Origin of the sequence: Delftia sp. WSY_12, from assembly GCF_043104645.1 — a bacterium.
In the GTDB taxonomy this organism is placed as follows: Bacteria; Pseudomonadota; Gammaproteobacteria; order Burkholderiales; family Burkholderiaceae_C; genus Comamonas; species Comamonas tsuruhatensis.
Window position 1 is genome coordinate 368,436 of record NZ_JBICKW010000012.1, and the last position, 19,192, is coordinate 387,627.

The 19,192-nt window shown below is 66.6% G+C and carries 14 protein-coding genes and 1 riboswitch; of the genes, 6 read left to right on the forward strand and 8 right to left on the reverse strand.

Annotated elements, in window-relative coordinates; translation table 11 throughout:
- Positions 1 to 5: 5 nt before the first annotated feature.
- Entirely contained in the window at positions 6 to 1,358 is a 1,353-nt protein-coding gene (locus tag ACF8LI_RS07190; RefSeq protein ID WP_016447506.1) for a YihY family inner membrane protein, read from the forward strand.
- Here the strand turns inward: ACF8LI_RS07190 and ACF8LI_RS07195 are convergent.
- A complete protein-coding gene (locus ACF8LI_RS07195; RefSeq protein ID WP_016447505.1) occupies positions 1,355 to 1,708 on the reverse strand; it encodes an Mpo1-like protein in 354 nt (117 codons plus the stop codon). The genes ACF8LI_RS07190 and ACF8LI_RS07195 overlap by 4 nt on opposite strands.
- Before the next feature lie 216 nt (positions 1,709 to 1,924).
- Here ACF8LI_RS07195 and ACF8LI_RS07200 point away from each other — a divergent pair, with 216 nt between their 5' ends.
- Entirely contained in the window at positions 1,925 to 2,746 is an 822-nt protein-coding gene (locus ACF8LI_RS07200; protein WP_016451331.1) for an alpha/beta fold hydrolase, read from the forward strand.
- 13 nt (positions 2,747 to 2,759) lie between these two features.
- Here the strand turns inward: ACF8LI_RS07200 and ACF8LI_RS07205 are convergent, their stop codons facing one another.
- Entirely contained in the window at positions 2,760 to 5,192 is a 2,433-nt protein-coding gene (locus ACF8LI_RS07205) for an acetamidase/formamidase family protein (protein WP_392414680.1), read from the reverse strand.
- A gap of 160 nt (positions 5,193 to 5,352) precedes the next feature.
- Between ACF8LI_RS07205 and ACF8LI_RS07210 the strand changes: the two genes are divergently transcribed.
- A complete protein-coding gene (locus ACF8LI_RS07210; protein ID WP_034367320.1) occupies positions 5,353 to 6,828 on the forward strand; it encodes an acetamidase/formamidase family protein in 1,476 nt (491 codons plus the stop codon).
- A 48-nt stretch (positions 6,829 to 6,876) separates the two neighbouring features.
- On the opposite strand, the gene ACF8LI_RS07215 is transcribed toward ACF8LI_RS07210, so the two are convergent.
- The gene (locus ACF8LI_RS07215) at positions 6,877 to 7,686 is read right to left on the reverse strand and encodes an alpha/beta fold hydrolase (RefSeq protein ID WP_392414679.1); all 810 of its coding nucleotides are present in this window, start codon (positions 7,684 to 7,686) and stop codon (positions 6,877 to 6,879) included.
- Between the two features lie 22 nt (positions 7,687 to 7,708).
- Positions 7,709 to 9,007, reverse strand: coding sequence for an O-acetylhomoserine aminocarboxypropyltransferase (locus ACF8LI_RS07220; protein ID WP_017406117.1), 1,299 nt, complete (start codon positions 9,005 to 9,007; stop codon positions 7,709 to 7,711).
- A 106-nt stretch (positions 9,008 to 9,113) separates the two neighbouring features.
- Between ACF8LI_RS07220 and ACF8LI_RS07225 the strand changes: the two genes are divergently transcribed.
- Positions 9,114 to 9,566 (forward strand): CBS domain-containing protein, encoded by a 453-nt coding sequence (locus tag ACF8LI_RS07225; protein WP_012206758.1) that lies wholly within the window; start codon positions 9,114 to 9,116, stop codon positions 9,564 to 9,566.
- Positions 9,567 to 9,667: 101 nt separating this feature from the next.
- Here ACF8LI_RS07225 and ACF8LI_RS07230 read toward each other — a convergent pair whose 3' ends face one another.
- Positions 9,668 to 10,039: a helix-turn-helix domain-containing protein gene (locus ACF8LI_RS07230; RefSeq protein ID WP_239009656.1), complete on the reverse strand. Its 372-nt coding sequence runs from the start codon at positions 10,037 to 10,039 to the stop codon at positions 9,668 to 9,670.
- Positions 10,040 to 10,364: 325 nt separating this feature from the next.
- Between ACF8LI_RS07230 and aroC the strand changes: the two genes are divergently transcribed.
- Positions 10,365 to 11,462, forward strand: coding sequence for a chorismate synthase (gene aroC, locus ACF8LI_RS07235; RefSeq protein WP_016447498.1), 1,098 nt, complete (start codon positions 10,365 to 10,367; stop codon positions 11,460 to 11,462).
- 62 nt (positions 11,463 to 11,524) lie between these two features.
- Here the strand turns inward: aroC and nrdR are convergent, their stop codons facing one another.
- The 3 genes from nrdR to ACF8LI_RS07250 all read right to left on the reverse strand — a co-directional run bounded on the left by nrdR (position 11,525) and on the right by ACF8LI_RS07250 (position 14,517).
- Positions 11,525 to 11,980, reverse strand: coding sequence for a transcriptional regulator NrdR (gene nrdR, locus ACF8LI_RS07240; protein WP_012206755.1), 456 nt, complete (start codon positions 11,978 to 11,980; stop codon positions 11,525 to 11,527).
- Between the two features lie 22 nt (positions 11,981 to 12,002).
- On the reverse strand, positions 12,003 to 13,250 hold the full coding sequence (glyA, locus tag ACF8LI_RS07245; protein ID WP_016447497.1) for a serine hydroxymethyltransferase: 1,248 nt from the start codon (positions 13,248 to 13,250) through the stop codon (positions 12,003 to 12,005).
- Positions 13,251 to 13,284: 34 nt separating this feature from the next.
- Positions 13,285 to 13,460, reverse strand: a riboswitch (ZMP/ZTP riboswitch).
- Between the two features lie 136 nt (positions 13,461 to 13,596).
- Positions 13,597 to 14,517, reverse strand: coding sequence for a lytic transglycosylase domain-containing protein (locus ACF8LI_RS07250; RefSeq protein ID WP_016447496.1), 921 nt, complete (start codon positions 14,515 to 14,517; stop codon positions 13,597 to 13,599).
- A gap of 767 nt (positions 14,518 to 15,284) precedes the next feature.
- Here ACF8LI_RS07250 and ACF8LI_RS07255 point away from each other — a divergent pair.
- A complete protein-coding gene (locus tag ACF8LI_RS07255; RefSeq protein WP_392414678.1) occupies positions 15,285 to 19,103 on the forward strand; it encodes a DUF748 domain-containing protein in 3,819 nt (1,272 codons plus the stop codon).
- The last annotated feature ends 89 nt before the right edge of the window (positions 19,104 to 19,192 follow it).

The following is a 19,192-nucleotide window of genomic DNA, read 5'->3' on the forward strand; positions in this document are numbered from 1 at the left end:
TGGCGATGAGCGGCGGCCCCGAAAAGGAGCCCGTCGATGGCCTGGAGGATGGCTCCCTGGCGCTGCCCGTTCCTGCCCAGGAGCGCAGCCTGTCCCTGGCCGAGCCGCCCGAGCCTGCGGTGCCGAGATCGTGGCGCGAACGCTGGCGCTGCTTTCCATGGCGCAATACCGCACACACGCTGCGCGAACGCTTTCGCGAGGACCGGCTGGGCGTGACCGCCAGCAGCCTGACCTTCACCACGGTGCTGGCCCTGGTGCCGTTCTTCACGGTGGCGCTGGCGCTGTTCACGGCGTTTCCCATCTTCTCCCGCGTGCAGATCGTGCTGGAGCGCTGGCTGATCGACAGCCTGATCCCCGAGACCATCGCGCGCCAGGTGCTGGGCTATCTGACGCAGTTCGCCTCCAAGGCCAGCCAGCTGGGCATGGCCGGTTTTTCCATTCTGGTGATCACGGCGGTCGCGCTGATCCTCACCATTGACCGCACGCTCAACAACATCTGGCGCGTGCGCCAGTTGCGGCCGCTGGGCCAGCGCGTGCTGATCTACTGGGCGGCGATCACGCTGGGCCCCCTGGTGCTGGGCCTGAGCCTGGTGCTGTCTTCCTATGTGATGTCGGCCTCGCGCGGGCTGGTTAATGCGCTGCCCGAAGGCTTGCGCTTCATCTTCGATTCCATCGAGTACCTGGCGCTGGCCGCTGGCATGGCGGGCCTGTACCACTACGTGCCCAACACGGCGGTGCGCTGGCGCCATGCCTGGGTGGGCGGCCTGTTCGTGGCCACCTGCATGGAGCTGGCGAAGAAGGCGCTGGGCCTGTACCTGGCCTCGGTGCCTACCTATTCGGTCATCTACGGCACCTTCGCCACGCTGCCCATCCTGCTGATCTGGATCTACATGGCCTGGGTCATCGTGCTGCTGGGCGCCGTGGTCACGGCCTACCTGCCCATCGTGATGGCGGGCGTGCAGCGCATGCCGGGCCAGCAGGGCTGGCAGTTCGAGATGGCCGTGGAGATCCTGCAGTACCTCGCACAGGAGCGCGAGTCGCCCGCCAAGGGCTTGTACGCCAGCGATCTGGCGCGGCGCCTGCGTGTGGACTGGCAGCAGATCGATCCGGTGCTGCAGGCGCTGTCGGTGCTGGACTGGGTGGGCACGGTGCAGGCCCCCGGCACTGTGGCGGCCAGCGAAGGCCCCGAGCCCCGCTACATGCTGCTGGTGGAGCCCCATCGCACGCCGCTGCAGCCGCTGGTGCAGCGTCTGCTGCTGGCGCCGTCGCCGGCCGTGCAGCCGCTGTGGGATCGCACGGGGCTGGCAGGCATGACGCTGGCCGATCTGCTGGAGCAAAGGCCGCAGGCTCCGGTCTAGAGCGGGATGCGGCCCGTCAGGATGTCGCGCCACATCACCCAGTCTCCGCGAAAGCTGTAGAGCGGGCGCTTGAAGCTGGCGGGCCGGTTCTTCTCGAAGCCGAAATGCCCTATCCAGGCAAAGCCGTAGCCAAACAGCAGGCCGCCCAGCAGGAACCAGAAATTGCCGGTCAGGAACAGCGCGAACAGGCACAGCAGCGCCAGCGTGGAGCCGACGAAGTGCAGGCGCCGGCAGGTGCGGTTGCTGTGCTCCTGCAGGTAGAACGGATAGAACTCGGCAAAGCTCTTGAACTGGCGCGGGTCCACGGCAGCCTGTGCGGCGCCGGGCAGGGGAGCGGAAGCGTGTGACATGGCAGGCCTTCGCAAGCATGGGGTAGGGTCAACTTATACGCTGCTGCCTTGCCGCTCACCATCGGAGGAACCCGCGCGCCCAGGTTCGCAAAAGCTGCCCCGAGAGAGACAAAAGCTGCCGCATTCCGCCCTGCGCGTCGCCACGGTGTCGCCCTCTGGCGGCATGCGGGCGCATGATGTCTGCCGGGCCGGCGCTGACCGGCATGGAGTTTTTCGATGCCTTCCTCCTGCATGACCGACATCCCCGCATCCCTGAGCGAAACCCGCATTTCCACGCCCCAGGGCAGCATCTACGTCAGGCGCTGGCAGGCGCCGGCGGCCGGCGAAGAGTCCCTGGCCCGCGCGCCCATCGTGCTGCTGCACGACTCGCTGGGTTCGGTGGCGCTGTGGCGTGATTTCCCGCAGCAACTGGCCGAGGCCACGCGCCGCGATGTGCTGGCCTACGACCGGCTGGGCTTTGGCCAGTCCGACCCCTATCCGGGCACGCTGGGGCCGGGCTTTGTGGCCCGGGAGGCAGAGACCGTGTTTCCGGCAGTGCACCAGGGGCTGGGCCTTGGGGATTTCATCGTGCTGGGCCACAGCGTGGGCGGCGGCATGGCCGCCATGGTGGCGGCCCGATACGGCGCGCAGTGCAAGGCGGTGGTCACGGAGTCCGCCCAGGCCTTCGTGGAAGATCGCACCTTGCAGGGCATTCGTGCGGCCCAACAGGATTTCGCCCGGCCCGGCCAGCTGGCGCGCCTGGAGAAATACCACGGCGACAAGGCCGCCTGGGTGCTGTCTGCCTGGGTCGATACCTGGCTGTCGCAGCCATTTGCCGACTACCGGCTGGACGAGGCGCTGGAGCGCGTGCGCTGCCCGGTGCTGGCCATCCACGGCGAGCATGACGAGTTCGGCTCCCTGGTCCACCCCGAGCGCATCCGCGACCGGGCGCGCGGCCCTGTGGAGGTGGAGATCGTGGCCGGTGGCGGCCACGTCCCCCACCGCGAGCAGCCCGAGCGCATCGCCCAGCGCATCGCCCGTTTCCTGGCACGGGTCTGACCCCGGGTGGGCTTCAGTGGCCCGCCTGGGCGGACGCCGAGAGCTCCGGCGGAAACAGCTTCTTCTTGATCACGGCGTGCACGCCCCAGTTGCCGTCCACCACCTGCGTCACGGCGAAGTCCACGGCCACGGAGATCAGTGATACGGCCTCGTCCTCGTCCAGCCCGTGGGCCAGCATCAGATAGCGCCTTGCCTTGTGGAAGGCGTCACGCATGGCGCCTTCCAGCGATGATTTGCGATAGACCTGGGACTGCGCCTGGCTGCCCAGTTCGGCCAGGTGGTCGGTGAAGCTGAAGCCCTGTATCACCCACTCGGAGCCGGTCTCCAGGAAAGGGTGGTCCAGCTCTGCAAGGAAGCGGTTGTCCAGCGCGGCGCGCTTGTGCACCCGCAGCTCGAAGCTGCCGGTCAGCGAGCATTCGATGGCCGTGCCGCACAGTTCCGAGTCGCCTTGGGATGCATGCGGGTCTCCCACCGAAAACAGTGCGCCTGGCACCGATACGGGCAGGAAGAGGGTGGCTCCCTTGCCCGCGCGCCAATTGTCCAGGTTGCCGCCGAAGTAGCTCGGCGGTATGGAGTCGATCAGGCCGGCCTCTCGCGGTGCCACGGCCAGCATGCCGAAATGCGGACGCAGCGGCACGCGTGCCTTGTCCAGCACACCAAAGCGCCGGGTGATGCTGGCGGGGTCCACGGGCACGCCCGGGTAGTCGATGGTCGGATGGACCACGCCGAAGGGGTCGGTCTGCGGCGTCCAGCGGTAGTTGTAGACGGCGCGGGCCGTGGGCTCCTCGGGCAGTGCGTGGTCGATTTCGTAGATGGTGACCACTTCGCGCTGGCGGGGCTCCGTGATCTGGTCGCGGTAGTGAAAGCCCCACCAGGCGGCGGCGTTGCTGCCGAAGACACGGCCGTGGTGGGCGGGGCTGCAGCTGGGGCGTGGCTGCACGTCGAGGATGCGTATCTCCAGCAGGTCGCCAGGTTCGGCCTCATGCACATAGACGGGGCCGGTGCAGATGTGCACGCCGAAGCCCTCGCCCGCGCCGCGGCCGTAGATCGAGGCATCCATCGGGCCCGCGCCGCGCCGGTCCACGGCCTTCTGGGCTGCGGTCCAGTGGAACACGCTTTCGGCGCCCGGATCGCCTTCGATCATGCGTTCCCAGTCGTCCGAGGCATGCTGGGTCAGCGTCTCCATGGTCACCACGTCACCCGAGCGCACCGAAAGCACGGGCTTGAGTGAACGGCTCAGGTAGCCCCAGTGCACGGTCTTGTCGGAGACCGGAAGGTAGTAGTGCTGGGGCGACGCACCACCATTGTCTGCGTGCGCCGAGCGCTTGGGCACAAGGGCCAGCGCCTGGGCGTAGCGTGCATGGTCGCGCAGCAGGGCCTGGAACGGGCTGTGTGCCAGGCGCGCTGCGGCCGGTTCTGCACCCTGTGCAGCGCTCTCGGCGGGCGAGGGGCGTCCGCGCTGGCCGGGCGGCGCATCCTGCACGCGCGCCGGACTGGCGCGATAGGCCTTGGGGGACAGTCCATAGCGGGCCGTGAAGGCACGGCTGAAGTTGGCGGCATCGCCAAAGCCCCAGCGAAAGCACAGCTCGGCAATGGAGCAATGCTGCAGCGAGCGGTTGCTCAGGTCCATGCGGCAGCGCTCCAGCCGGCGTTCGCGCAGGTAGGTGCTGAAGCTGGTGGCCGCTCCCTTGAACAGCTTTTGCAGATAGCGCGTGGACAGCCCCTCGGCTTCGGCGATGGCATCGATGGACAGCTCGGCATCGCCCAGCCGGGTTTCGATGGCGCGGCAGATGCGGCGCAGATGGCCAAGCTGCACGGCGCTGGGCGGCTCGGTCGCCTCGGCCTGCTCCTGGTCGGGATTGCCGGCGCGCGGTGTCAGGCAGGTGACCAGCATGTCGGTGAGCGTGGCCTCCACCGACAGCAGATCGTCCTGTGCCAGTGTGTCGATCTGCTCTGCCAGTGAGGCCGCCATTGCCATGCACATGGCCCCCACACCGCCTGTCCCGCCGATGTGCCTGGCCTCGGGCGGGCACGAGCGCAGCAGGCGCAGCAGAAAGCTCGAGGACTCCAGCCGCGCAAGCAGCAGGCGGCCGTCGCCGGGCAACTGCAGCTGCCATTCCCGGTCTGACTCCAGCAGCAAGGCCGAGCCGGCCTTGAGCGGGAACGCGGCGTCCTCGACCACCGCATCGGCGCTGCCTTGCAGCAAGGCGCACAGCAGCAGGCCCGGGCCGCGCAGCCGCTTGGCCACGGCCCGCAGCGTCAGCGGCGAGGTGGCCAGCGTGATGAACACCGATCCCAGTGGCGAGCTGCGCAGCGCCAGGTGGGTGGCTGGTGGCGTGGGCGCTTCGCCATGGATGTCTGCCCTGGACAGCGCCTCATTGAGCGCAGCCTGCCGCAAGGCATCGGGAAATGCGTGGGTGGAAAAGCGTCTTGGATCGTCGTGCATCAGGGGCGAACTATGAACTGCCGCGTACTGCCTGTCCAAGCCCGGCGCACCGGATGGCAGCCGCGACAAGTTTTTGTGCGCGCAGGAACAACCGGCCTGGACATGCTCGCCTGGACACTGGCGCTGCCGGCACCGATCCACAACAGCAGGAGTATTTTCGATGACCATCCCCCACCAAGAACATATCTGCGGCCCGGGCTGCCAGCACGGTGCTTCGCCAGCCGATGAGACGCTGATCCGCGAGGAATTCCAGGTTGCACGCCGTTCCTTCCTGCGCGACGCCATGGTGGTCGGTGGCGGCGCGGTCTCGGCTGGCGCCATCAGCGGTGCGATGGCACCGTCCCGGGCCTTTGCCCAGGGTGCGCCTGGCGCCCGGGCCGGCCAGGGCATGGCCAGCCACTACTACATTCCCGCCTCTGCCAGCACCGTGCTCTGGGGCTACTTCAGCAGATCGGCCAAGCCGGTGGTCGAAGTCGAATCGGGTGACTACGTGACCATGGAGACGCTGACCCACCATGCCAATGACGATGCCGAACGCATGGTCCGGGGCGACCCTGGCGCCGAGAGCGTGTTCCACTGGGACAGCCAGCGCAAGAACGTCGATCGCCGGGGTGCCGGTCCCATGGATGCCAAGAACGGCGCAGGTGGGGGCCAGGGCGTGCACATCTGCACGGGGCCGGTACGCATCAAGGGCGCCCAGCCCGGCGATGTGCTGGAAGTGCGCATCATTGATGTGGTGCCGCGCCCCTCGGGCAACCCGCAGTTCAAGGGCCGGACCTTTGGCAGCAATGCGGCGGCGAACTGGGGCTTTCACTATGGCGACACGCTCACCGAGCCCCGAAAGCGCGAGGTGGTCACCATCTACGAGGTGGATGCGACCGGCGAGCGCAACTGGGCCCGCGCCGTCTACAACTACCGCTGGACGCCGCAGACCGACCCCTTCGGCGTGGTCCACCCGACCATCGACTATCCGGGCGTGCCCGTGGACCACCGCACGATCAGCAAGAACGAAAACGTGCTGCGCAATATCCGCGTTCCCGTGCGCCCGCATTTCGGCACCATCGGCGTGGCGCCGGCCGAGGTGGAGATGGCCAGCTCCATTCCGCCCAACCACACGGGCGGCAACATCGACAACTGGCGCATCGGCAAGGGGGCGACCATGTATTTCCCCGTGGCCGTGCCAGGGGCCAACTTCACCGTGGGCGATCCGCATGCCTCGCAGGGGGACTCCGAGCTGTGCGGCACGGCCATCGAGTGCTCGCTGACCGGCACCTTCCAGTTGATCCTGCACAAGAAGGCGGACCTGCCTGGAACGCCGCTGGCCGAGCTGGCCTATCCGCTGCTCGAAACCCAGGACGAATGGCTGCTGCACGGCTTCAGCTACGCCAACTACCTGGCGGAGCTGGGGCCGGATGCGCAAAACCAGATCTTCAAGAAGTCTTCCGTGGACCTGGCTCTGCGCGACGCCTATCACAAGATGCGCCACTTCCTCATGACCACCCAGGGGCTGGGAGAGGACGAGGCCATCTCGCTGATGTCGATTGCCGTGGACTTCGGCATCACCCAGGTGGTGGATGGCAACTGGGGCGTGCACGCGCTCGTGAAAAAGAGCATCTTCCCCGCGCGCGGCGCGTGAGTGAGTGCGTGAGTGCGTGCCTGCCCTGCGGGCAGGACCCGGCCGGTCTCAGCGCGCCAGGAAATCCCGGATGGCGAACAGCGTCTGGTCGGGCGCCTCGGTCATCTGGTTGTGGCCGCTGGGCAGGTGCACGATGCTGACCTGGCGCTGCGCGGCCCGGGCCGCCTCGATCAGGCCCTTGGCGGCCTTGGGCGGCGTCATCTGGTCCTGCTCGCCCAGGGCGAACAGGACCGGACATTGCAGCGCCGCCATGGCCGCCTCGCCGCCCGCATAGCTGTCGCAGGCCTTGAAGCCGGCGTGCAGCAGGTTGGTGCGGTCATTGCTGGCCAGCACGCGCCGGCCCAGCGCCATGCCGGCGCCGAACACCCAGCTGCCTGCGCCGCTGGGTGGCGCCAGCGTGGCGCGCGAGAACACATTGACCATGCGGATGGCCTGCTCTGGCGTGCTCAGTGCGGAGTCCAGCAGGGCGGGCGAGACCTTCATCGGATAGGCCGTGCCCACCAGCACCAGGTGGCTGACGCGCGCGCCCAGCCGCGCAGCCGCTTCCATGGCGATCAGGCTGCCCCAGCTGTGGCCTACCAGCGCGGCCTTCTCGATGCCTGCCGCATCCATGAGCTGGCCGATGAAATCCGCCGCCGCCTCCACGCTGGCCGGCGCATCGCCTGCGCTGCGGCAGTGGCCCGGCAGGTCTATGGCCAGCACGTTCCAGCCGTGGTTGGCCAGGTAACGGCTTTGCAGTGCCCAGACGCTGTGGTCGCACAGCACGCCGTGGATGAGGATGGCCGTCGGCTGTGCGGGATGGAAGGCCTTGCCGCCGGTATAGGCGTAGATGGCGTGGCCGTGAACATCGATCTTCATTGTTGGTGTCTCCCTTGCCGATTCACGCGGCCTTCTCGGCCGCCTTGAGGGCGCGCTTGAGGTCGTCGATCAGGTCGTCTGCGTCTTCCAGCCCGATGGACAGGCGGATCGTGCCCTGGCCGATGCCGGCCTGGGCCAGCGCCTCGTCGCTCATGCGGAAGTGCGTGGTGCTGGCAGGGTGGATGACCAGGCTGCGGCAGTCGCCCACGTTGGCCAGGTGGCTGAAGACCTTGAGCGTCTCGATGAACTTGCGGCCCTGGTTGCGGTTGCCCTTGATGTCGAAGCTGAACACCGAGCCTGCGCCGCGCGGCAGCAGCTTCTTGGCGAGCTGGTGCGAGGGATGGGTATCGAGCAGCGGGTGGCCCACGCGGCCCACCAGCGGATGGCTGGCCAGGAATTGCACCACCTTCTCGGTGTTGCGGATATGGCGCTCCATGCGCAGCGGCAGCGTCTCTATGCCCTGCAGGATCAGCCAGGCCGTGTGCGGGCTCATGCAGGCGCCGAAGTCGCGCAGGCCTTCGCGGCGTGCGCGCAGAAGGAAGGCGCCAGTGCTGCTTTCCTCGCTGAACACCATGTTGTGGAAGCCGTCGTAGGGCTCGGTCAGCTCCGGGAAGCGTCCCGACTTTTCCCAGTCGAAGCTGCCGCCATCCACCACGATGCCCCCGACCACGGTGCCGTGGCCCGACAGGAACTTGGTGGCCGAGTGGTAGACGATGTCCGCGCCATGCTCCAACGGCTTCATCAGCCAGGGCGAGGTCAGCGTGGAGTCCACCAGCAGCGGCACGCCGGCCTCATGCGCGATGGCGCTGATGGTGGGAATGTCGAGCACGTCCAGGCCCGGGTTGCCCACGGTCTCGCCGAAGAACAGCTTGGTATTGGGCCGCACGGCGGCGCGCCAGCCGTCGATGTCGCCGGGCTTGACGAAGGTGGTCTCTATGCCGAAGCGCGCCAGCGTGTAGTGCAGCAGGTTCTGCGAGCCGCCGTACAGCGCCGTGCTGGCCACGATGTGGCTGCCCGCGCCCATGAGCGTGGCCACCGACAGGTGCAGCGCCGCCTGGCCGCTGGCCACGGCGATGGCGCCCACGCCCCCTTCCAGGGCCGAGACGCGCTGCTCCAGTACGGCGTTCGTGGGATTGGAGATGCGGCTGTAGACGTGGCCGGGGCGCTCCAGATTGAACAAAGAGGCCGCATGGTCGCTGGACTCGAAGACGAACGAGGTCGTGAGGTGGATGGGCGTCGCGCGCGCACCGGTGGCGGGGTCGGGCTGTGCGCCCGCGTGCAGCGCCAGAGTGTCAAAGCCGGGATCCGAGTAGCCGGGCATTCCTGTCTCCATGGTTGTCAAGGCAAGCGGGCATTGTGGGCTATATTTCCCGGCAGACATGGGCTTGCCGCAACCACGGCGACACAGACAATCTTGGAGATACGGCATGAAAGTAAGTGACATCCTGCGCGTCAAGGGCAACACCCTCTACACGGTGTCGCCGGACGAAAGCCTGGCCAGCGCGGTGCAGGTGATGTCCGAGCGCGATATAGGCTCCCTCGTGGTCATGGAGCACGGCGACGTGGTCGGCATGCTGACCTTCCGCGAAGTGATCCAGGGCTTCGTCAAACACGGCGGCGTGGGCGAGACGCTGGTGCGCTCGGCCATGGACGACGCTCCCATGACCTGCACCATGGAAACCGACATGGACGAGGTGCGCCGCATGATGCTGGACCGCCATGCGCGCTACATGCCGGTGATGGACAAGCGCATGCTGATGGGCGTGATCAGCCTGTACGACGTGGCCAAGGCCGTGGTGGACAGCCAGAACTTCGAGAACCGCATGCTCAAGGCCTATATCCGCGACTGGCCCGAAGGCGAGCGCCAGGGCGCGGACTGATCATCCGGTCGCGGCAAGACCGCCCCTGCCCATGCAGCAAGGCCTGCGACCGCAGAACGCGGCGCAGGCCTTGGTTTTTTTACGGCCGGGCGCAAGCCCGTTCAATGCACGCTGCTGCGCCGGGGCTTGAGCAAGGCGCTGGGCGGCACGGCATAGGTCTGCCTGAAGACGCGGCTGAAGTGCGAGAAGCTGGTGAAGCCGCAGGCCATCGCCACATCGGTCACGCGCCGCGCATTGTCGGCCTGCAGCAGCAGGTGGGCCTGGGCCAGGCGCTCGTTCCAGAGCCAGCGGCTGGGAGTCAGTCCCTCGGTGGCGAACAGGCGCGCCAGGCTGCGCAGCGACATGCCCAGGCCCTGGGCCACCTGCAGGGGCTTGAGCTCGGGGTCATCCAGCCGGGCCCGCATGTACTGCTTGGCCTGGGCAAGCCGGTTGCGGGTTCTGAAATCATCGGGCCTGGCTGAGACCAGCAGCATGGTCATCAGGGTGGGGTGAAGATTCTGGTCACCGGCATCCTGTTGAAGGATGGGTGAGGGCGGTGGAGTGCTGCTCGCAGGATCGCTGCGATCCTGGCGTTGCGTTGAGCCGGAAGAGGTCTGCATTTCACGAATCTCCCGCAAGTTGCGGCTGGTGCCTGAGGGATGGTCCGCAGGCGGTTGAAGAACAATGTTCTGTAATTCTAGCTATCAATATTTGTAATTTGATAGTTTTATTGTTTCTTTGCAGGAGATGGCAGCCTGCGCAATGCACCGCTGCAGCGGGAGCGGCGCCTGGGGGCGACCCGGGCATAATCATCGGCCTATGAGCGGCAACACCTTCGGAACCCTATTCACTGTCACCAACTTCGGCGAATCGCATGGCCCGGCCATCGGCTGCGTCATCGACGGTTGCCCGCCTGGCATGGCACTGAGCGAGGCGGATATCCAGCACGACCTGGACCGCCGCCGCCCCGGCACCAGCAAGTTCGTGACGCAGCGCAACGAGCCGGACGCGGTGGAAATCCTCTCGGGTGTCTACGAAGGCCGCACCACGGGCACGCCGATCGCTTTGCTGATCCGCAATACCGACCAGCGCAGCAAGGACTACTCCAACATTGCGCAAAGCTTTCGTCCCGGCCATGCCGACTACGCCTACTTCCAGAAGTACGGCATCCGTGATCCGCGCGGCGGCGGCCGCTCCTCCGCACGGCTGACGGCGCCCACGGTGGCGGCCGGCGCCGTGGCCAAGAAGTGGCTCAAGGAAAAATTCGGCACCGAGTTCCGCGCCTGCATGACCCAGGTGGGCGAGCTGTCGCTGCCCTTCGAGAGCTGGGAGCATGTGCGCAACAATCCCTTCTTTGCGCCGGTGGCCGATGTGTCCCGCTACGAGGAATACATGGATGCGCTGCGCAAGTCGGGCGACTCCTGCGGCGCCGCGCTGCGCGTGCAGGCCAGTGGCATGCCGGTGGGCCTGGGCCAGCCGCTGTATGACCGCCTCGATGCCGACGTCGCCTACGCCATGATGGGCCTGAACGCCGTCAAGGCCGTGGAGATCGGCGCGGGCTTCGACAGCGTGGTCCAGCGCGGCACCACGCACGGCGACTCGCTGAGCCCCGAAGGCTTTCGCAGCAACAACGCCGGTGGCATCGTGGGCGGCATCAGCACGGGCCAGGATCTGGAGGTGCGCATCGCCATCAAGCCCACCAGCTCCATCATCACGCCGCGCGAGTCCATCGACACCCAGGGCCAGAGCACCGAAGTCATCACCAAGGGTCGCCATGACCCCTGCGTGGGCATCCGCGCCGCGCCCATCGCCGAAGCGTTGCTGGCCCTGGTGGTGATGGACCACGCCCTGCGCCACCGCGCCCAGTGCGGCGACGTCGATTCAGGCCTGGCGCCGATTCCTGCCGCGGCGCCCTGAAAGCGCTGCCAGGACACAAGAAAGCCGCCCAAGGGCGGCTTTCTTGTGTCCTGCCGGCCTGATCAGCCAGGATTGCGGACTTCATCCATGACGTTCTTGAAGTCGTCCACGTCCTCGAAGCTGCGGTAGACGCTGGCGTAGCGGATGTAGCCGACCTTGTCGAGCAGCTTGAGCTCGCGCATCACCATCTCGCCCAGGCGGCTGGAGAGCACTTCGCGCTCGCCCAGGTTGCGCAGCCGTTCCTCGATGCGCTCGATGGCGGCATCGATCTGCTCCGTGCTCACGGGACGCTTGCGCAGCGCAATCTTGAACGAACCCAGCAGCTTGGCGCGCTCGTACTCGATGCGCCGCCCGTCCTTCTTGACGATGGCGGGGAAGCTGACCTCGGGCCGCTCGTAGGTGGTGAAGCGCTTGTCGCAGCCGCCGCATTGGCGGCGGCGGCGGATGAAGCCCCCATCCTCGGCCTCACGGGTCTCCACGACCTGGGTGTCCGGGTGGCTGCAGAACGGGCACTTCATGGCAGGCCTCTATGCGCTCAAATCAGGCGCCGTAGACCGGGAAGCGGGCCGTCAGCTCGGCCACCTGGGCGCGCACGCGGGCCAGGTTGGCTTCGTCGCTGGGGTTCTCCAGCACGTCGGCCAGCAGGTTGGCCGTCAGGCGGGCTTCCTCTTCCTTGAAGCCGCGCGTGGTCATGGCGGGCGTGCCCACGCGGATGCCGCTGGTGACCATCGGCTTTTCGGGGTCGTTGGGGATGGAGTTCTTGTTGATCGTCATGTGGGCGGCACCCAGTGCGGCTTCGGCCGCCTTGCCGGTGATGCCCTTGGCGCGCAGGTCCACCAGCATGACGTGGCTTTCCGTGCGGCCGGAGACGATGCGCAGGCCGCGGGCCGTCAGCGTTTCGGCGACGACCTTGGCATTCTTCACGACCTGCTCCTGGTAGGCCTTGAACTCGGGAGACAGTGCTTCCTTGAAGGCCACGGCCTTGCCGGCGATGACGTGCATCAGCGGGCCGCCTTGCAGGCCGGGGAAGATGGCGCTGTTGATGGCCTTCTCATGCTCGGCCTTCATCAGGATCACGCCGCCGCGCGGGCCGCGCAGGCTCTTGTGCGTGGTGGTGGTGACCACGTCGGCGTGGGGCACGGGGTTGGGGTACACGCCCGCGGCGATCAGGCCGGCGTAGTGGGCCATGTCCACCCAGAAGATGGCGCCGACTTCCTTTGCGATCTTGGCGAAGCGCTCGAAGTCGATGGCCAGGGCGTAGGCCGATGCGCCGGCCACGATGATGCGGGGCTTGTGCTCGCGCGCCAGCGCTTCCATCTTGTCGTAGTCGATGGCTTCTTCGGCGTTCAGGCCGTAGGAGACCACGTTGAACCACTTGCCCGACATGTTCAGCGGCATGCCGTGCGTCAGGTGGCCGCCTTCGGCCAGGCTCATGCCCATGATGGTGTCGCCGGGCTTGGCAAAGGCCATCAGCACGGCCTGGTTGGCCTGGGAGCCGGAGTTGGGCTGAACGTTGGCGGCTTCGGCGCCGAACAGCTTCTTGACACGGTCGATGGCAAGCTGCTCGACCACATCGACGTTCTCGCAGCCGCCGTAGTAGCGCTTGCCCGGGTAGCCTTCGGCGTACTTGTTGGTGAGCTGGGAGCCCTGGGCTTCCATCACGGCGGGCGAGCAGTAGTTCTCGCTGGCGATCAGCTCGATATGTTCTTGTTGACGCAGGTTCTCGGCCTGGATGGCGGCAAAGACTTCGGCGTCGACCTTCTCGACGGTATTGGTGCGTTGAAACATGGCAGTCCTGTGAACTTGAAATTCCCTTGAGGCCAAGGGCTGCCCAGGCGAACGGCGGAACACTCCAGATCCCGCGTGCGCATGGAGGCTGGGCGGTACGCTCCCCGGTGGTTCACAGAAGGTGGTTCTTTTCAGGCCTTCTGCTGGTTTCCACGTCAGCGGCAGCGGTGCGTGAAGCGGCTGCGCCTATCGCCAGTTGCGTACCCCGCTAGTGTAGCTGAGCTGATGGAGCCGAAGACAGGCGAGGGGCGTTGGCGAAGCCGCCTGCCTGGCAGATCAGCGGGTGCAGGCAGGCATGAAAAAAGCTGGCCTTAGCCAGCTTCGTGCGCCATGTCGGTGGTTCCGGTTACAGCGCCGGCTCCTGTGTCTGCAGGGCCACCTGTTCGGTGCGCGCGGACATGCTGCTCGAGCTGACCGGCACTGCCGGGGTACCAGCGGACGCAGCCGAGGCCGCAGGTCCGGCTGCCTCGGCCGTGGATGTGGCCGGCTTGGTGGCTGCGATCTGGACGGCCTGCTTGGGCTGCTCGATCTTGGCGGTCATCAGCGGCACGGCACGCAGGCCGGCGGCCATGCGCAGGCGCTGGTGCTCGGCCAGCACCTTGGCGGCATAGCCGCCGTCGGTGGGCAGGTTGGCCGCGCCCACGTAGTAGCGCAGGCCACCTTCGATGGAGCCGGCGCGCTCAATGCACTCCTTGAGCACGCGCACGCCCACGCGCAGATTGCTGACGGGGTCGAACGCGGCGTTCTGGCCGCCGAAGTTCTCGTACTTGTCGGTATGCACCGTGGTCATCACCTGCATCAGGCCTTGCGCGCCGACAGCGCTTTGCGCGAACGGATTGAAGCTGGATTCGATGGCCATGATGGCCAGGATCAGCGTCGGGTCCAGGCGGTTGACCTTGCCCAGGTCGTAGGCTTCGCTGACCAGTGCCGCGATGGGCTCGGGCGCCACGCGGTACTTCTTGCTGAGCCAGAAGGCCACGGCCGCCTGATCCTTGGGCAGGTTCTTCGGGTTGGTCGCCGTCGCGCGGTCGCTGGCCGCGAGTTCGACGGGCGCACCCAGCTCGGCCATCTGGCGAGCGGTCAGCCAGGAGCGCAGCTGGCTCTCTCCGGCATCGCGCAGGTCGGGACGGGCGAACAAGGTAATGGCCAGGAAGGCCACAGCCAGGCCCAGAAGGGCGAAGCTGTTGTGGATGATGGCAAGAAAACCGTTGGCCACATCGATGGCGAACGTTCGCGCGGCGGCGAAAAATTTTCCTGACGCTGGCATAGCTTTTTCCTTTCTAGGGGCACCAACCCGAAACGGCCTTCGCCGAAGCGAAGGCCGGTGAGGCTGACACCCTGGATTGGGTGCTGCGGATCCGGGAGGCTGGCGCTTGGTGCACCGTTGCGTTGTAGGCCTGCGGGATCTGCTCAGTCGTGAGGCAGCAGAAACAAAAAACGCTCTATTCGAGCGCTGGCGGATTCTAGGAGTTCACCAAATACACGGTCAACACTATGAAGTGCGTTTGTTAGATCGATGAATAATAACAAACCATGGATGCAAACACAGTTTCTGAGTGTTTGAGAGCAGGTTGCGTGCTACCGATGTGGGGCGCTTGCGGCGGTTGTACAGGGCTTCATGAAATTGCAATGAAATGCAAAAGCACTGGCAGGCCTGGCCTGCGTCCTTCTATATTGGAGGCGACTGCTTCTGCAGTCGTCTCGCCAAGGTGGAAGACGGGTAAAAGTGGTGTTCGATGGTTCGGGCACAGTCGTTCAAGTCTTCTTCCGCGGCCTTCCTGGAAGCAATCTCTTGCTTCCGAGCAGCAAGGACCATCCTCTCCTTGACTGCGGAAAACGGCCAGGACTTGTGCCTGCCGTAAAGCCCGGAAGCCGGTTCAAGGCTTCCGGGCTTTGTCGTTCCAGGGTGACTGCAACGTCAAGAAATGTGCGGTGATGCGGGTTGAGGCCTTGCTGCCAGCCCAATTTCTGATGCAATGCAGCCACCGCTGCGTCCTCTGTCCAGGATGGCGCCGTACTAGTTATTAGAGCCCCATGCAATTTCTCTTCAAGCACCGCTGGCTGCGCAGGCTGGCCATCGCCTTTGCAGCGTTTCTTTTGCTGTGGCTGCTGCTGTGGGCGCTGGTGCCCGTTGTCGCCAAAAGCCAGCTGGAAAAGCAGGCATCGGCCAAGCTGGGTCGCCAGGTCCATGTGGGGGCAGTGGAGTTCCGGCCCTGGTCGCTGGAGCTGACCCTGCGTGATCTGCGCATTGCCAAAAGCCAGCAGGCGGGCGCAGGGCAGGCAGAACCCGCGCCGTCGTCGCCACAGCTGCAGGTCGACCGCATCTATGTGAATGCCAGTATCCAGTCCCTCTTCAGGCTGGCGCCTGTCCTGGATGCCATCGAGGTCGATGCGCCGGTGCTGCGCCTCACGCAGCAGAGCCTGGGGCACTTCGATGTGGATGATGTGCTGGCCCGGCTGGCCGAGCCCAGCGATACGCCGCCGGCCAAGCCCTTGGGCTTTGCGCTGTACAACATTGCGCTGCGCGACGGCCGCGTGCAATTGCAGGACGATGTCCAGCAGCGTGAGCACATGCTGGATCAGCTGCAGCTGAAGCTGCCGTTCATCAGTAATCTGGAGTCCAAGCGCGAGATCAAGGTGCTGCCGCACCTGTCCTTCGCGCTCAATGGCAGCCGCTTTGAATCCAGTGCCCAGAGCACGCCTTTCACCGACCAGCGCCAGACGGCCGTCGATCTGAGCTGGCAGGGCGTGGACCTGACGCCTTACCTGGGCTATGTGCCCGCCAATGCCCCCGTCAAGCCGCGCTCCGGCGTGCTGGATACCAATCTGCACATCTCCTTTGAGCAGGCCGAGCAGGCCGTGGTGCGGATCACCGGCGAGGTCAGCCTGTCCGGTGCCGAGTTGCTTGACCGCGATGAGGCGCCCCTGCTGCGTTTCGAGCGCCTGGCGGCCGTGCTCAAGAACGTGCAGCCCCTGCAGTCGGTGGTGGAGCTGGAGTCCGTGCAGTGGAGCTCTCCAGAGATTTTCGCGGCCCGTGATGCGCAAGGCCGCATCAACTGGATGGCGATGGGCAGTCGCTCTGCCTCCGATTCCAGGCCGGCAGTGGAAAAGCCTGCCTCCGATGCGCCCCAGCCCCAGCCCTGGAGGGTGAGCCTGGACAGGCTGGCCATTTCCGATGCCACGGTGCATTGGCGCGATGCGTCGCCCGGCGCAGGCCAGTCGGGTGCGGCGCTGCAGGCGCGCCAGCTGTCATTGGAAGTGCGTGATGTCCGCTGGCCGCTGGAGCAGCCTTTGCAATTTGATGCCGGCATGCAGGTGCAGTCTGCAGCGGCAGGAGAGGGCGCAAAACCTGCCGAACTGAGGCTGAGCGGCGCCATGACCGACAGGCAGGGGCAACTGGCCGTCTCCGCGCGGCAATTGCCTCTGCAACTGGCGGCGCCGTATCTGACTGCCCATCTCAAGCCGGAGCTGACCGGTCTGCTGAGCACCGACGCCGGCCTGGGCTGGAGCGGCTCCGCCATGGTGGTGCAGGTGGCCGAGCTGGGCGTGGAGCAGTTGAGTCTCAAGGACAAGGCCGCGCCAGTCGACATCGCGCGCCTGCAGCTGGAGCAGGTGCAGGTCAATCTGGCCAGCCAGCAGGTTTCCGTGGGGCGCCTGGCGCTGCAAAAGCCGCAGCTGGGCGTGTCGCGCGACGCCCAGGGCCGGTGGATGTATGAGCAATGGCTGCCACCCGCATCCTCGGCACCTGCGACGCCGGACCCCGCCAAGGACAAGCCCAGGCCCTGGGGTCTGAGGCTGCAGGCCGTGGAAGTGGACGGTGGCGCCGTTGCGCTGCGTGACGAAGCGCCCGTGCGCAACGCCGATTCGGCGCGCACCGTATCCCTGGATCTGAGTTCACTGCGCCTGCGCTTGGGCGCCATCGAGCCGCTGGCGGCCAAGTCCCCCCCCACGCCGCTGGAGCTGTCCGCCCAGGTCGGCTCGGGCCGGCGTGTCCAGGCAGGATCGCTGAGCCTGCGCGGCGATCTGGGACTGGCGCCACTGTCGCTTCAGGGCAGGCTGCAGGCGCGCAGCCTGCCGCTGCACGCGCTGGAGCCCTACTTTGCCGACATGCTCAATGTGGAGCTGGTGCGCGCCGATGGCAATTTCCTGGGTCAGCTGCGCTTTGCCAGCCAGCCTGCCGGCCCCGAGCTGATGGTGCAGGGCGATGTCGAACTGGTGGATCTGCGCATGCGTTCCGCGCTGGCCTCGCCCGTGCAAGCCGGGGGTGAGGCTGCGGGGCAGGGCGCACCCAGCACGGCCGCAGGCGCCGTGGCAGCCGTGCTCAGCGAATCCACGGCCGACCGGGCCAAGGCTCGATCGGCTGCCTTGGGCCTGGGCCTGCGCGATGAACTCGTCGCCTGGAAAACCTTGGCCGTGCGTGGCCTGGACCTGCAGATGCAGCCCGCCCAGCCGCTGCGCCTGAGCGTGCGCGAGACGGCGCTCAGCGACTTCTTTGCACGCGTGATCGTGCAGCGCAATGGCCGCATCAATCTGCAGGACATCGTCAAGTCGGCCCAGTCTCAGCAGTCCCTGGAGCAAAACACCGCGCCGGCTGCGGATGGCGCGGCGGCTCCTGCCGAGCCCGTCCCGCCGAAGGCCGCTTCCGGGCCTGCACCGGTCATCAAGATCGGCCCCATCGTGCTGACGGGCGGCAAGGTGCAGTTCTCCGACTACTTCATCCAGCCCAACTACTCGGCTGACCTCAGTGAGCTGGCCGGCCGCCTGAGCGCCTTCTCGTCCGAACAGCCGGCCGGGGAGCAGGGGCCGCAACTGGCGGATGTGGAGCTGCGCGGCCGCGCCCAGGGCACGGCTTCGCTGGAGATCACCGGCCAGATCAATCCGCTGGCCAAGCCGCTGGCCCTGGACATACGCGCCCAGATGCGCGATCTGGAGCTGCCGCCGCTGTCGCCGTACTCCATCAAGTACGCGGGCCATGGCATCGAGCGCGGCAAGCTCAGCATGGATGTCAGCTACAAGATCGAGCCCGATGGCCAGCTCACGGCGCGCAACAAGCTGGTGCTGCACCAGCTCACCTTCGGCGAAGCCGTCGAAGGTGCGCCGGCCTCGCTGCCCGTGCGCCTGGCCGTGGCGTTGCTGGCCGACCGCAACGGCGTCATCGACCTGGACCTGCCGGTCAGCGGCTCGCTCAACGACCCCCAATTCAGGTTGGCGCCAGTCATCTTCAAGATCATCGGCAACCTGATCATGAAGGCCGTCACCTCGCCGTTCTCGCTGCTGTCGGGCGCATTTGGCGGCAGCAGCGAGTCGGGCGTGGTGGCCTTTGCGCCGGGCCGATCCCAGATCGATGCCAAGGCCCGCGAAAGCCTGGACAAGGTGGTCGCCTCCCTCAAGGAGCGCCCGGCCCTCAGGCTCACCGTGATCGGCGAGGCGCGCGAGGCCCAGGACAAGGAGGCCTGGAAGCAGGCCGAACTCGATCGCCTGTTGCTGGCCCAGAAACGCCGCCAGGTGCTGCGCGAGGGCAAATCGGCAGAATCGGTGACCGAGTTGTCTGCTGCCGAAGTGCCGGCTTTGACCAAGGCGCTTTACAGCCGTGCCGACTTTGCCAAGCCGCGCAATGTCATCGGCATGGCCAAGGACTTGCCCACCGACCAGATGCGCAGCCTGCTGCTGGAGCAGATCACCGTGCCCGACGATGCCATGCGCGAGCTGGCGCTGGCGCGCGGCGTGGCCGTTCGCGACTATCTGGCGCAGCAGCAGTTGCCGCTCGAGCGCCTGTTTCTCGGGGCCCCGAAACTGGATTCCGACGACCAGGAATGGAGCCCGCGCGCCCAGCTCAGCCTGTCCGCACAGTAGCCCGGTTTTGGCTCCGCTTCAAATAACGGCGAGAATATGGTTTTCCCGGCCCGGCTAGCATGCCCGCATGCAGCCCGGCCGGCCGCGTC